Genomic DNA, 14,746 nt, shown 5'->3' with positions numbered 1-14,746 from the left:
GGGTTTTAGAATGAATTCGAGTGAGTTACGTGCATTACGAAAAGTTACTGATCCATTGGCGGATGAAATAGTCACAAAATATTTTACCGAATCCGCTTTTGATAGAGAAAAAACGATGCTCTTTTTCGATGCGCTTTCTAAGAACTCAGATCCAATTCCTGCCGGTCTACCTGATTATCTTGAAAAATATTTTTATGAAACTGAAGATCTTCCTCCTTGGGCAGATAAGAACAAGATCGCAAAAGGGGAGCAGTTATTTTCCACTTATGGTCCCCAGATCTTAATGATGCTTTGTGTTAAGTCTCTTCCCATGGCATATTCTTGCGGAGATGGAGCACAGGTACTTTACAAAACTGGAAGATTAATAGAACAGAATGGTGTAATAGACGGAGTCAATCGAAGGTTGATGGAAACAACTCAGTTTGTAATCTCTGTTGCTCAGGAAAATGGACTGGGGCCTCAAGGTAAAGGAATACGCACTGCTCAAAAAGTAAGACTGATGCATGCATCTATACGTTATTTTCTGGGGAAGGGAAAAGATTGGGATCCTGCTTGGGGACAACCAATTAACCAAGAAGATATGGCAGGCACTCTACAATCTTTTTCCAGTTTAGTGATCGAAGGTCTTGGCCAATCTTCTCTAAAACTAAGTCCGGAAGAAAAAGACGCATACATTCATCTTTGGAGAGTAGCGGGACATTTTATAGGAGTAAAACCTGAACTTTGCCCGGAAGGATATGATGCTGCACATTCTTTAGGTGAGTCCATATTTAGCGACCAACAAAAGCCATCGGATGCCGGCAAGATACTTGCAAAATCTCTGTTGGACTTTATGGAGTATATGCTTCCTGGAAATTTATTTGATAATCTTCCATTATTTTTTCTGCAAACATATATGGGACAAAAAACGAGTGAGGTGCTTGGGTTAGGATGGCCCCCTAAAAATCCTTTGGGTTATTTTATGGAAAGGATCTTTAAGGATATAGACTCACATGTAGATGATGATGAAGGGTTCGGAAAGTTAGTCGCTTATTTTGCTTCCAAACTTCTTTTTTCTATGGATCATTTTTATTACGGCGGAAAAAAAGCAAGATTCTGGATCCCGCCTTCATTAAGAGAGAATTGGAGACTATAAAGGATGAGTTTTTGGCAGACTTTAGCAACGGACCCGGAGTATTTCGGACGTTATACGCTTATTGAGAATATTTTCCTGCTACTGGGCGTGGCTTTCTGGGCATATATGTATGCAGTTCTTCTAATAGAACCTTTTAAGAAAAAATTTGTAGAAATGCCCGTTTTTATCGCCTGCGGGAACATTATTTGGGAATTATTATGGGGCTTCTGCTTTAAAGAGCCAATGGGCGCGATATTACTCTGGGGCTATAGACTTGGATTCGTATTGGACATAGTGATTTTCTACCAAGTGATCCGGTTCGGTAAAAAACAAATTTCCTTGCCAATGACTAATAAGGGATATAAATTTCTTTTGGGCATTTTGGTGCTGTCTTGGGGATTATTGATCTATACCTTCTATAAGGGAGGTTATGATCTTTTTACCGGATCTAATTCGGCTTATATCTTAAGTCTGATCATTTCGGTGATGTATCCGATCCTTTTCTTAAAAACTGGAGATCCGAACATGTTCTCTTATTCGGTTTCTTGGGCAAAGTTTTTAGGTAATGGATTTTTTACGATCTTCATCTTTCTATACTTTCCGGATAAATACTTTGTTCAAGTATTGAGTGGGCTGGGAACGGTAGCCGACATTTATTATGTTTGGATCTTTACACGCCAAAAGTATTCGCCCTCTAAAGTGTGAACTCTAAAATTTAGTTCGGGTGAGGTTTCGAGGCCATATTGGTTTCGAAAAAGATAAAATTGGAAACTACTCAGGATTTGTCCAAAGACAGAGTTCCTTATGAATTGGGGGAATTGTTGTACGAGGACAGTTTTTCTCAAACGTATAGAGGAAAATTCGGTAGGACTAGAGAACCAAAGATCATTCGAGTACAAAGACCGGAGGGGAAGGAAACCTCTTCGGTGTATTTCTTGAATGAATTCGAATTGGGTAAGCTGGTTAGTGATCCTGGCATTCTTAAACCAGAAGATATGTTCGAAAATTCGGATGGTATCTGTTTGGTGTATGAAAATATTCCTTCTAAACTTTTACATCAAAGTTTGGCAGGATCGATTTCTCTGGAAACTTTTTTAGAGATAGCGTTAGCGATCACAGAGAATCTCGCAAAATTACATTCTTTTGGTATTGTTCATAACCAAATTTCTCCGCGTGCTTTTTTTTATAATCCTGATACGGGCGAAACAAAACTTGCCTGGTTAGGAGGAGCATCTCTTCTTCTTTCCGAAAAAGGAAGTTATGCACCTCTCAGATATACATTCGATATTCTACCATATTGTTCTCCCGAAAATACAGGAAGGCTAAATCGTCCTGTTGATTTTAGATCGGATGCTTATTCTTTAGGTGCATTGTTTTATAGGATGATCTCAGGAACTCCTCCGTTTGAAACGGAAGATCCTTTGGAGATGGTCCATTATCATATTGCAAGATCTCCTGTTTCTTTAGTGAAAAAGAGGGAAGATGTTCCTGGTGCGATCTCAACCTTGGTAGACAAATTACTTTCTAAGATGCCAGAAGAGAGATATTTTTCTTTAGAAAACTTGATACATGATCTAAAGAGTATTAAGGATTCTTTAAAGTCCAAACGTAAATTATCCGAGTTTGTCCCTGGTGTATATGAAAGAAAAGTAGGCTTTAGAGATTCTCCTAGGATCTATGATAGAGACAGAGAAAGAAAAGAGATAGAATCCGGGATAGTAAATGTAACTAACGGAAAAAGATCCGTCATATTCATTGGGGGCAAGTCTGGCACAGGTAAAACTGCCCTAGTAGAAGATGCGATCACTTATCTGGATATTTATTCAGTAGTTTTATTGCGCGGGAAGTTTGAAGAAGATAAAAAAGAGATCCCTTATTACGCATTTCGTCAGATCATGGATGATCTTTTAAGAAGGATACTCCAGAAAAAAGAAGAAGAGATCATTCTACTTAAGAATTTTATAAAGGAAACTCTAGGAGATAATGTAGAGATCCTAACCCAATTTTTGCCTGACCTGGGAAAAACTTTAGGGATCGAAATACCAATAAAAACTAATAAGAGGCAGAAGGATGAAAAGATCTTATTTGCAGTCGCTCTTAGATTTTTAACTCTTTGTTTTGATCGAAAAAATCCAGCAATTATACTTGTAGATGATCTACAATGGGCGGATTCCGCTTCTCTCGCATTACTAGAATTCATTTTAAACAGTGAAGATTGGGAAGGATTATTATTTGTTCTTACGAGTCGTTCAGAAGATGCAGACTTCTTTCCGAATGTAACTGTAAAACAAGGATCTTCAGGTTTAGATCTGAGAGAAATACGACTTACTCCTCTAAATGAACATAGCGTTTTTAAATATGTTTCAGATAGTATCCATGTTTCCGCAGAAGATGCAAATCGACTCGCAGAAGTCCTTGTTTCTAAAACGGGAGGTAATCCTTTATTTTTACATCAGTTCTTAAGATCTTTATATGAAGAAGGTTGCCTAAGTTTTGATCCAAAAACCGCTTATCATAGAGTTGATTGGGATAGGCTTTTACAAAGAGCAGTTACGGATAACGTTCTAGATCTATTTCTAGATAAGGTAGGAAAACTTCCAGACGAAACCCTGGAGATCCTGAGAGTAGGTGCCTGTATCGGTGCAAAATTCGATCTGAAAGATATGTACGATTTTTTCAAAACCCGGCCTGGAGTTTTGTCTAGAGGAATTCGAGAAGCAATCAGAGAAGGAATCGTATTTTATAGAGAATCTGGAAATATGCTTTTCCCGGCTCTACAATATATTTCTCAAAAAAAGATAGAAGAATCCGGAATGTATTCTTCTCTTTCAAATGTACAGTTCCATTTTTCGCATGATAGAATGATCCAAAGTATTTTGGATGCGACTGATTCCGCAGAAAAAGCGAGGATCCATAATACACTTGCAAAATTGCTAATAGAGCGTGAAAAAATTTCAGGAGGATCTGAACAAGTCTTAGATATTGCAAATCATCTTTTGCGATCTAGAGAATTGCATACTAACGGACAGGAGAATGAGGACTTCTTCCATTATACAATACTCGCAGGGAATTCTGCAAAAGCAGGAGCCGCATATGAGTCTACTTATTCTTTTTTTAGCCTACTTGCATCTCAACTCAAAGACTCTTATTGGCAGAAAGATAGAAAGAATGCGATTCATATCTTAAAATCTCTTGCAGAATCAGCATATTATTTATCTAGGAAGGAAGAAGCGGAGAAGATAGTATCTCATCTACTTTCCAAACTCCATAGCCCATCCGAAAAAGCAGACGTTTATCTAATGCAATTAGAAGTGATGAACGTTTTTAACGATTTGGATTCTGCCTCCAAAATTGGGATCAAAGCTTTACAATCACTTGGGATAGGTTTCAAGGAAAAGCCGGGATTTTTAGCAGTATTCGGCGAAGTCCTGAAGATGGTCTTCTACAGCAGAGGAAGATCTCCAGAAAAATTAGTAAATGCAAAAGATAGTAAAGACCCATATAAAACAGAAGCATTAAACATTTTAGTTAATCTTCTGAATTACGGAAAACATATGGATATGAAGGTGATGGCTTATATTTATTTAAAGCTTATCAACCTTACTTTAAAAGAAGGAAACGCACCATTTAGTTTCTTTGGTTATGCAGGATTTGGTTCTATTCTTCTTTCCATCAATGGAAATTTCCAGCAGTCCATGAGATATTGGACCTTAGCCGAAAAGATATTAAAAAAGTTTAAATCAGATGAACTATACGGAAGGTTTGTGTTCGGCCGGACAATTCTTCTGGATTATTTCATGTATCCTTTTCGGTCCATAGTGGATTATACGGAAGAAGCATTTCATAAATGTATGCAGTATGGAGATTATCTCTGGGCCGCATTTGCACTTTTTTCACAAAATACGAATCAATTATATTCTGCAGAGAACTCGATTTCATATAGAGAGAAGATCAGAGAAAATTTAGAAAGAGGTTCCAAGCTAAATTATGATATTCTGATGATCATGCTGCATTCTTCCGACTCTTATCTGGATCGTTTAGAAGGGAAATCTACCGAAACTGTCAGATATAAAGACAGTTTATATACAGATCAGGAATTTGAGTCCAAAGTTCTGGAATCCGCAGGGAATGGAACTGCTAATTCCTGGTATGCAACCTTATTTGGATCTCTTGCATATTTATCAGGTTATTATTTAGAAGCAGAGAGAATTTTCAGAAAATATCATCCTGATCTGGAAAAATCTAGGATCATGTTTATTTATTCTGAATATAGATTTTATAGATCTTTAGGTCTTTTAAAATTACGCAAAAAGAAGTTAAAATTAACTGAAAAGTTCTTTTTTAGGTATTCATTATATTTATTTAAACTTTGGTCAAAGATATACCCGCCCAGCTTCCAATTATTCTATTTTATATTAGCAGGGCTTTACGAAGATTACGCTGGAAGAAAAGAAAATGCATCTGAGTTCTTTGATATGGCGATGCAGCAAGTGGAATCAGAACCTAACGATTTTAGAAAAGCTGTGGTATATCAACATATCGCAGAATGGAGTATAGGGCAGGGTCGGACCTCCTACGGAAAGTTTTTAATGCAAAATGCGGTTCGACTTTATGGATCTTGGGGAGCCAAATCTATTGTGAACTTACTCAGAGACGAATACGGAGAATTGCTCCGCCCTCAAGGGGCGCCAAAACGTTCTGTAGAAAAGATCCTAGCAGATTCTATGCTTTCCACATCTTTTAGTTTGGATTTAAGAACTGTGCTTAAGGCTTCTCAGAGTATTTCGGGAGTGATCGAATTAGGAGAATTACTCAGGCAGCTTATTCGGACCATCATGGAGAATGCGGCTGCTACTAGAGGATTTTTGATCCTTCCTCAAAACAAAGAACTGTTTTTGATGGCAGGTTCAGATATAGAAGAGCCAGGATTTTTGCCTAAGCCTATCTCACTCGACGAAGCGGGACATCTTCTTCCATTAGAAGTAGTATATTTCTGTTTTCGTTCTGGGCAGAAGGTTTTGATCTCAGATGCAGCAAAGGATTCTTTTTATTCTGTAAATCCTTATATTAAAAGAAGTAAACCTAAGTCTTTACTATGTATGCCGATCACAAAACAAGGAAGAACATTATGTGTTCTTTATTTAGAAAATCGACTTACAGCTGGAATTTTCGACGAACATAGATTAGAAATTCTGGAAATACTTTCTGCTCAGGCAGCAATTTCATTAGAGAATGCAAAATTATACGAAGACATTACTCGTATGAACTCTGAATTAGAAAGAAAAGTAAATGAAAGAACTGAAGAATTAGCCAGATCTCTTTCTATTATCCGAAAGGATATGTTATATTCTCAAAAGATCCAGAGAAGTATCCTTCCCGAGCTGAAAAATATTCCTGGCCTTAGATATTCTGTAAATTATCTGCCGATGGACGAAGTAGGAGGGGACTTCTACGATATATGCAAATTAAGTAATGGAAGATATAGATTTTTCTTGGCAGATGCTACTGGTCACGGAGTCCAAGCGGCGCTCGTTACGATGGCAATCAAAGGAGAATATGAAAGTCTAAAATCTTCTCTGGAAAAACCAGGAGAAATACTCTCCAGCTTGAATAATTCTATTTTAATTAAATATAAAACACTCTATTTCACTGGTGCGATCTGTGATGTGGATCTATCCGAGAAAAAAGTATATTTTGCATCCGCCGGTCATATCTCTCAATTTTTAGTACGCTCTTATCAAACAGAAGAGATGCCTAAGACCGGTGCTATCTTAGGATTTGTAAAAGATTATCCATACAGAACTGAGGAATACAAAATAGAATCGGGAGATAGAATATTCCTATTTTCAGATGGGATCTACGAACAATTTGATGAGGACAAATTAGAATACGGAGAAGAAAGATTTATCCATTCTATCCGCGCAAATGCTCAGTTCGAACCTCAGATCCAAGCAGAAAGAATACTTTCCGATCTGCAAAATTTTATTTCTAAAAGTTCGATCCAAGATGATATCACTCTTTTGGTATTGGATATAGATTGATTATACATCTATTATCGCTTGCGTTTTGATTCTCTAAATTTCAAGTTCACAATTAAGAAGTTTTATAATAGGACACTCTGAATTGCTCGGCCTTTTCGTTATTCTATATATTGTTGTTACCATTCTGATAGGAGCATTTGCTTCAAGATACGTCAATAGTTCCCAAGACTATGTATTAGCAGGGAGAAGGCTTCCTCTTGTGCTTGCATCTTCTGCTTTATTTGCCACTTGGTTTGGATCGGAAACTTTGATGGGTGCTTCTTCCAAGTTTGTAGATGGAGGGATCTTGGCTGTGATCGAAGATCCTTTCGGAGCAGCACTTTGTCTTTTCCTAGTCGGTATATTTTTTGCTAGGCCATTGTATAGGATGAATATTCTCACCTTCGGTGACTTATACAAAAATCGTTTTGGCCGCAAGGTAGAATTTCTTTCTGCATTATTTATGATCCCTTCCTATTTCGGATGGATCGCGGCTCAATTAGTTGCGATGGGGATAGTTATCCATTCGCTATTCGGATTCGATATATATGTGGGGATACTTCTCGCATCTGTTGTAGTATTGATCTATACTTATATTGGAGGGATGTGGGCGATCTCCATTACGGATTTCTTACAGACTATATTGATCATAGTTGGGCTTTTGGTTTTGGTCTGGGATCTGCAAGATAAGGCGGGTGGATTCGAGACAGTTATATCGACTGCAAAGCCTGGATTTTTCTCCTTTTTCCCTCCTTTAGAAACAGAAGCGGTTCTTGCTTATATCGCAGCATGGATGACGATTGGGCTAGGCTCAATTCCTCAACAGGATATTTTCCAAAGAGTGATGTCTTCGAAATCTGAAAAGGTTGCAGTGTATTCTTCTTTTTTGGGCGGGGGAATGTATCTAACCGTTGCATTTCTTCCTTTGCTGGCTGGATATTTTGCAAGAAGAGTTTATCCTGAGATCGCAGCGGGCGATAATCAGATGATACTTCCTCATGTAGTACTCGTACATTCTACTTTATTTATACAGATCTTATTTTTTGGAGCATTACTTTCTGCGATCTTAAGTACTGCTTCCGGAGCGATATTGGCGCCTGCTTCTGTTTTAGGCGAAAATTTGATCCGTCCTACATTGAAAAATCCTTCTGAAAAATTGTTATTAAGAGTGATGCGTTCTTCCGTATTGATCGTAACAATTGTTTCTACTGGAATGGCCTTAAGCGAAACGAATATTTATCAGTTGGTTGCTGATTCTTCTTCCATTAGTTTAGTTTCTCTTTTTGTTCCTTTAGTCGCCGCTTTATTTTGGAAAGAAGCAAATGCAAGCGGAGCAGTTTATGCTATGTTTTCCGGAATGATAGTTTGGTTAGGTTTGAAATTTTTCGGACCAGAATGGCTGCCGCCTACAATCCCTGCTTTGGGGATCAGCTTTTTAGGGCAATATTTAGGAAAATATATTAAGATTTCTCTATTTGAATCGGATTTGGAATTAAGCAGAGACTCTGTTCCTTCCGGCGGCCTTTGATTCGTATAATTTTTTATCTGCTGCTTTTAGGAAATCTTCTGGAGTCTCATCACTTTCTCTTGCAGCAACACCAATACTTACAGTAATTGTCCAAGGAATTTCTTCGAAAGTTTCGGTCTCGATTCGAGCTCGGATCCTTTCAGCCACAAATTTTGCTCCTTCTATATTCGTGTTAGAAAGTACTACGCAGAATTCTTCTCCGCCGTAGCGAGCTGCTACGTCACAATCTCTCACGAGTCCGGATAATAATCTTCCGATTGCGGCGAGCAATTTATCCCCGGCTTGGTGCCCGAAAGAATCATTTGCCTTTTTGAAATGGTCCAAATCTAGTAGAAGGACCGATAAAGGGAAATCATATCTTTTAGAAGCCGCCAGAAGTGTACTTAATGACTCCATTAGATGTCTTCTATTAAAAAGGCCCGTTAGCGAATCTTTATGAGATAACTCTTTTAGATTTTTATTGGATTCTTCTAATTGTAATTGGAGAAGGTTACTTTTTAATCTGGTACCTTCTACATTTATTGCGGCTCCTATGCTCGCAATTGAAAATGCTATGATCGGAGTTGCGACTGCAGAGCTAAGTTCTCTTTCTATAATATAAGAATAACCTAATGAAAAGAAGAGAACATTTATAGAAATAATAGCAAGATAGGTCACAAAACTTGCTCTTAAAAATAGAGGGAGCAAAAGTAATCCAAAGCAGAAAGCAGAATAATCAGAAGTATGGTATTGGTCCACCAAAGTTGCGAAAGTAGTAGTGAATGTTAGAATTCCTACATAGCCGATCATAGCGAAGTAAGAAAGTTTTTTACCTTTTATGTCCTTTAAGGCAAGTACAGCCAGCATCAAACTGGAGAATAGTGCAGAACTTCCGAAACTTAAACCGTATAGAAGTTGAAGATGCCCACCGCTAGGTGTTCCTGGAGAGAGCGTATTCTGAGCTAAAAGAATGCAAGAGATCAGAAAAGCGAAAATACTTAGGATCCTGACAGACTTGTCATTATCTAAGGTTCGAAGTTTGCGGATTTCTCCTGATTTCGAATAAGAAAAGTCTTCCGAAAGATATCTTCTGAGTTTCATAGCGATACTCAGATAGACGGATGAAGATTTATGTTTATACGCTTCTGAAGAAGGAAGTGAAAAATCCGAGGGACAAAAATAGGAAAATTATTTTTATAGTGTGGAAATAAACTTGGGTGTCGATTCGTCATCCAAATCGCATTTTATAATTTTGGAAATTTCTTGAACTAAGTTCTAGATGATTCGTCCGAATCTATTTAGTTCCCAAACTTTGTAAGAACAAATTTATATGAGTAAAATGCGGAACTTCTAAAAAATTATCTCTTTATAATTCACCTAAAAAAATCTGGTAAGTATATGGAATCCGTAGCTTCACTTCCTAAAACAAAAATAGTCCGTCATGAATTGTTCCTGATACTGCTTCTTGCGAGCATTCAGTTCACGAATATCATGGACTTTATGATCATGTTCCCGCTTCAGGATTATTTTTTGAAGCAGTTCCAGATCGATACTGCGATGTTTTCCTTAGTTCTTTCTTCTTATTCATTTGCTGCTGCAATCGCGGCTTTGATTGGAGCTAACTTTATAGATCGTTTTAATCGTAAGTCTGCTGCTATCTTTTTATATGTAGGGTTTTTGATAGGAACTGCCCTTTGTGCGGTCGCTAATACATATTCATTTCTTCTTATTGCGAGGGTGATTGCAGGGATTTTCGGTGGAATGGTAAGCGGAGTCATCCTTTCTATTATTGGTGATGTTTTCCCGATCGAAAAAAGAGGGAAGGCAATGGGTGGAGTGATGGGTGCTTTCTCCGCTGCTTCCGTTTTAGGAGTTCCTTCCGGTATCCGAATTGCTATGAGTTCCGGTTGGAATTATACATTTGCGTTTATCGTAGTTTTAGGGCTTCCGATCCTGGTTCTTGCCATTCTATATTTGCCCAGTCTGCCTTCTAAAATGGAAAAGCAGAAGGTAGCGGATTTCAGCCAACTAATCAATGTGCTTTCTAAGAGGGACCACTTGGTGGCTCTCGCGTTTTTTATGAGTGTGATTTTGGGTGGGTTTACTGTCGTAACTTCGATAGCAGTTTTTATGGAGAGGAATATGGGCTTCTCTAAGACCCAAGTCAGCCATATCTATGAGATTGGAGGGATTTGTACTTTCGTTTCTTCCTGGATCGTCGGGTTCATGTCTGATAAGTTCGGAAAACATAAGGTTTTTCTTGTTCTAGTTCTTCTCGCTTTGCTTCCTATCCTTGCAATTACCCATTTGCCTAAGGACCTTCCGGTGTACATGGCTCTAGGAGTTACGACAGTTTTTATGGTACTAGTATCTGGTCGGGTCATTCCTTCTATGGCGATGTTAACTTCTGCCATTCGACCTGAGGTCAGGGGAAGTTTCATGTCTGTGAATTCAAGCTTGCAGAGTGTTGCAACAGGTATTGGAGCTCTTCTTGCAGGAGCGATCCTGGTCCAGCTGCCGAATGGAACTTTCGAAAGATTTGATATAGTAGGTTACTTCGCGGTTGGTTTTAATCTTCTTGCTCTCTATCTATCCAGAAAGGTGAAAATAGTTTCCTAAGTTACGTTTAGGAAACTTGTTTCTGAAATCCGTAAAAAAATACGGACATTTCTTGACTTTTTAATGTGACAGAATATGGTCTGGCCACACGTTAAAGGAGGTGGTTTAGTTGAGTAGCGACAGTTGCAGCAAGAAAATGACCTGTGAGGTGGCTGAGCAATAGCCCAGGCCCCTGCAAAAAGGCCCTCTTGGACCTATTGCAATACCATCAGACCACTGGCCTTTCTGAGTTCCGAGAATTGGTCACTTTCGGGCATTTAGCATAGCTAGACGCAGACACTCAGGAGGTTTTAATTTCTTCCTTTTTAGATATTGTCGAAGTTCGGGGAAATCCCTGATGCGATATCTGTAGTAACTTCGACAGTAATTCCGAAATTCCCGTTCCTTCTTCCAAAACCAAAGCCAATATTAGCTACCGATATCAGGGCCAAGGTGAACTTCTGCGAAAATCGTCGAAGATACTACAAACTTCCAAATCAATATTCCGTCTTGAAATTTACCTGAGGAACCTAAGACTGACTCCGGCAGGATCATATTTGGAATGAAGCGGGCTTTGGTATTATCCGGTGGAGGCGCTCGAGGCGCATATCATGCCGGGGTCCTAAAATATTTAGAAGAAATCGGATTCAAACCGGATGTAGTCTGCGGAACTTCCGTGGGAGCGATCACCGCTTCCGCATTAGGTTGCGGAATGGATGCAGCAAGGATCATAGATCTTTGGAAATCCATCGAAATCCAAAAGGTAATGAAATATTCCATCTGGAATGATTTCCTGGACCTGATCTTTCGTAGATTTTCCCCGCTCGCAGATACAACCCCCTTAAAATATTTACTCTATTCTCAATTAGATTTTCGTAATATGCGAAAAAACCCAATGGAGATCATCATTACAGCAGTGAATATTCTGACTGCTGAACTCGTTTTTTTCGGAAATAAGGATATCGATATAGAACATGTGATGGCTTCTTCTGCCATACCTTTGATCTTTCCTTGGCAGTATGTGGATGGAAAACCTCATTGGGATGGGGGGGTGATGGCGAATGTTCCCATTCTTCCCGCAGTAGAAAGAGGCGCAAAAGAGATAGTGGTAGTATTGTTGTCTCCTGTGGGAGGAGTGAATATGGGCCTTCCACGGAACAGAAGGGACGGTCTTGAGAGGGTGTTTGAACTTTCTTTGATTGGGTCTTTCCAAACTATCATGGCGAATCTGCAATATCAAAAAAAACAAAAGGATAATAAGAAGAAGGGATTCACCAAATCATTATTATCCTTCTCCGAACCTGAAAAAACAGATTATAAGATCAGAGTGATCGGGCCGAGAACTTCTCTCGGTTTTGGAAGTATATTAAATTTCTCTCAAGTACAAGCGGATTATCTGATTAGCCGCGGATATGAAGATGCTAAAATCCAATTCGGGGAAGATTAAGAACTAATGCTGGAAATCAAGGTAGAAGACGGGAATTTTATAGATTCAGAAGGATATATTCTCCAGTTGAGAGGAGTGAATCTTTCAGGAAGTTCCAAACTTCCATTCAAACCGGATGGAACTACACATTTTGATCAGTCCTTAACATTTCACGATCATAGAAAAGTTTCCTTTGTTGGAAGACCTTTAGAAGAGAAAGAAGCCGCAGAACATTTGGATCGTTTGAAGAAGTGGGGATTTAATTTTCTACGCTTTCTTGTAACTTGGGAAGCAGTGGAACATTTAGGTCCGGGAAAATACGACCAAGCATATTTAGATTATATTGAAAGAATGGTGGCACTCGCCGACAAAAAAGGGTTCTACGTTTTTATAGATCCTCACCAAGATGTTTGGTCCAGATTCACTGGAGGAGATGGTGCTCCCGGTTGGACTTTGGAAGAAGTCGGAATGAATATTGAGAATATTAAAGATTCCGATACTGCAATCGTTCATCATTTTCAAGGCAGGAATTATAAAAGAATGTCCTGGCCTTTAAACTACCAAAAGTATGCCTGCGCTACTATGTTCTCTCTATTCTTCGGAGGAAAAACATTCGCACCTAAATTATCTATTCATGGAAAGAATGTAGAAACCTTTTTACAAGATCATTATATAGAAGCGATGTGTCGAATAGCGAAGAAGGTTGCGAAATACAAAAACGTATTAGGATTTGATTCTTTAAATGAACCTTCTCCTGGATGGATAGGTAAAAAAAATATAGGAGAGTTTTCTGGACTTGGTTTCGGGAAAGTCCTGACTACTTCTCCTTTCCAAGAAATGTTTTTGTCCGAGGGAAGAACGGTAAGAGCAAATAATGCTTATATGCTCGGGTTTACCGGATTCAATTTAGGAAAAACTAAAATAAATACAAAGTCAGTTCCTCTTTGGCAGGAAGGAAAACATTGTATTTGGAGACAACATGGAGTTTGGGATTACGATCCGAATGGCGCTCCAATGCTACTTCGCCCAGATTATTTTAATAAGTATAGAGGAAGAAAAATAGAATTCTATCCTGAATTCATGCTTCCTTTTATCAAAAGATTCAAAACTAGAATTCAATCAGTTCAGAAAAAATTCTCCATCTTTGTAGAATCCGATCCAGGAAGTTTAGAATTGGATTGGGACGAAAAACCAAAAAAGGGAGAAGGAACAGTAATCAACGCGACTCATTGGTATGATGTTTCCGTTTTGATGTTCAAACGTTTTATCCCTTGGTTCGGAGTGCATATCTTCAAGCAGATCCCAATATTCGGAAAGAAGAATGTGGAGAAGGCTTACGAAGATACGATCAGAATGATCAAAGAAGTTTCTATCAAGAAGATGAATAATTGTCCTACAGTGATCGGAGAAACCGGGATCCCAATGGACATGAATGGACGTTTAGCTTTCCGAACAAAAAGTTATTCTCACTTAGAAGCTTCTCTAGATCGTATCATAACTTCTATAGAAAAAAACTTCGTACATTATACACTTTGGAATTACACTCCTGATAATACTCACAGTTTAGGAGATAGATGGAATGAAGAAGATCTTTCTCTCTATTCTTTGGACACTCCTAAAAGTATAGATGAAGATGGGGGAAGGGCAGTCAGAGCATTCTCCAGACCTTATCCAGTCCGGACCAAAGGAAATCCAGAAGCGATCAGTTTTAATATGAAAAAATCCATGTTCAAATACTCCTTCAGAAAAGAAGGAGATGAAATTCCAGTAACAGAGATCTTTCTTCCCGAAATACATTACGGAAAAGGATTCGATGTTCTAGTCAACGCGGGAACTTGGAAGTATGATTCTAAAAAACGAATACTGACCTTCAAGGGAGAAAAGTCCGTTTCTTATTACGGCATAACTATTTTCCCGACTAAAAAATAACTTTTCTATAGAATGGGAATCATTAGAATGGCCTTCGTCGTTAAACTGTCGGAATTCTCCAAGGTTTTGGAAATTTTCGATTTAATCTAGTTAGAGATTCGACTCGGGCTAATATTAGCGACATAGAATTAAAAATTCGCAGAGGTCTTTGC

At 38.5% G+C, this 14,746-nt stretch carries 8 protein-coding genes; 7 read left to right on the top strand and 1 reads right to left on the bottom strand.

The window, feature by feature from the left end; genetic code table 11:
- The first annotated feature begins 10 nt into the window (after nucleotides 1-10).
- The 4 genes from EHQ52_RS16305 (at nucleotide 11) to EHQ52_RS16290 (ending at nucleotide 8,662) form a co-directional block, all read left to right on the top strand.
- On the top strand, nucleotides 11-1,135 hold the full coding sequence (locus EHQ52_RS16305; RefSeq protein ID WP_135616237.1) for an oxygenase MpaB family protein: 1,125 nt from the start codon (nucleotides 11-13) through the stop codon (nucleotides 1,133-1,135).
- A 3-nt stretch (nucleotides 1,136-1,138) separates the two neighbouring features.
- Nucleotides 1,139-1,819: a transmembrane-type terpene cyclase gene (locus EHQ52_RS16300; RefSeq protein WP_135616236.1), complete on the top strand. Its 681-nt coding sequence runs from the start codon at nucleotides 1,139-1,141 to the stop codon at nucleotides 1,817-1,819.
- A gap of 77 nt (nucleotides 1,820-1,896) precedes the next feature.
- Nucleotides 1,897-7,155: a trifunctional serine/threonine-protein kinase/ATP-binding protein/SpoIIE family protein phosphatase gene (locus tag EHQ52_RS16295; RefSeq protein ID WP_244244934.1), complete on the top strand. Its 5,259-nt coding sequence runs from the start codon at nucleotides 1,897-1,899 to the stop codon at nucleotides 7,153-7,155.
- Nucleotides 7,156-7,237: 82 nt separating this feature from the next.
- Nucleotides 7,238-8,662 carry a high affinity choline transporter 1 gene (locus tag EHQ52_RS16290; protein ID WP_135616234.1) on the top strand — a complete coding sequence of 475 codons (1,425 nt, stop codon included), beginning with the start codon at nucleotides 7,238-7,240 and terminating at the stop codon, nucleotides 8,660-8,662.
- On the opposite strand, the gene EHQ52_RS16285 is transcribed toward EHQ52_RS16290, so the two are convergent.
- Complete coding sequence (locus EHQ52_RS16285) at nucleotides 8,627-9,742, bottom strand: GGDEF domain-containing protein (protein WP_135616233.1); 1,116 nt, start codon at nucleotides 9,740-9,742, stop codon at nucleotides 8,627-8,629. The genes EHQ52_RS16290 and EHQ52_RS16285 overlap by 36 nt on opposite strands.
- Nucleotides 9,743-10,039: 297 nt before the next feature.
- Here EHQ52_RS16285 and EHQ52_RS16280 point away from each other — a divergent pair, with 297 nt between their 5' ends.
- The 3 genes from EHQ52_RS16280 to EHQ52_RS16270 all read left to right on the top strand — a co-directional run bounded on the left by EHQ52_RS16280 (nucleotide 10,040) and on the right by EHQ52_RS16270 (nucleotide 14,594).
- Nucleotides 10,040-11,260, top strand: coding sequence for an MFS transporter (locus EHQ52_RS16280; protein WP_135616232.1), 1,221 nt, complete (start codon nucleotides 10,040-10,042; stop codon nucleotides 11,258-11,260).
- A 541-nt stretch (nucleotides 11,261-11,801) separates the two neighbouring features.
- Nucleotides 11,802-12,686 carry a patatin-like phospholipase family protein gene (locus tag EHQ52_RS16275; protein ID WP_008589263.1) on the top strand — a complete coding sequence of 295 codons (885 nt, stop codon included), beginning with the start codon at nucleotides 11,802-11,804 and terminating at the stop codon, nucleotides 12,684-12,686.
- 6 nt (nucleotides 12,687-12,692) lie between these two features.
- Entirely contained in the window at nucleotides 12,693-14,594 is a 1,902-nt protein-coding gene (locus EHQ52_RS16270) for a glycoside hydrolase family 5 protein (protein WP_135616231.1), read from the top strand.
- The last annotated feature ends 152 nt before the right edge of the window (nucleotides 14,595-14,746 follow it).

This window comes from Leptospira koniambonensis, from assembly GCF_004769555.1.
GTDB lineage: Bacteria > Spirochaetota > Leptospiria > Leptospirales > Leptospiraceae > Leptospira_B > Leptospira_B koniambonensis.
This window is presented reverse-complemented; position numbering and strand designations above follow the sequence as displayed.

Bases quoted from the DNA above. Each gene is read 5' to 3' on its own strand.
- EHQ52_RS16305 (WP_135616237.1), top strand. From the start codon at position 11: ATGAATTCGAGTGAGTTACGTGCATTACGAAAAGTTACTGATCCATTG.
- EHQ52_RS16300 (WP_135616236.1), top strand. From the start codon at position 1,139: ATGAGTTTTTGGCAGACTTTAGCAACGGACCCGGAGTATTTCGGACGT.
- EHQ52_RS16285 (WP_135616233.1), bottom strand. From the start codon at position 9,742: ATGAAACTCAGAAGATATCTTTCGGAAGACTTTTCTTATTCGAAATCA.
- EHQ52_RS16280 (WP_135616232.1), top strand. From the start codon at position 10,040: ATGGAATCCGTAGCTTCACTTCCTAAAACAAAAATAGTCCGTCATGAA.
- EHQ52_RS16275 (WP_008589263.1), top strand. From the start codon at position 11,802: ATGAAGCGGGCTTTGGTATTATCCGGTGGAGGCGCTCGAGGCGCATAT.
- EHQ52_RS16270 (WP_135616231.1), top strand. From the start codon at position 12,693: ATGCTGGAAATCAAGGTAGAAGACGGGAATTTTATAGATTCAGAAGGA.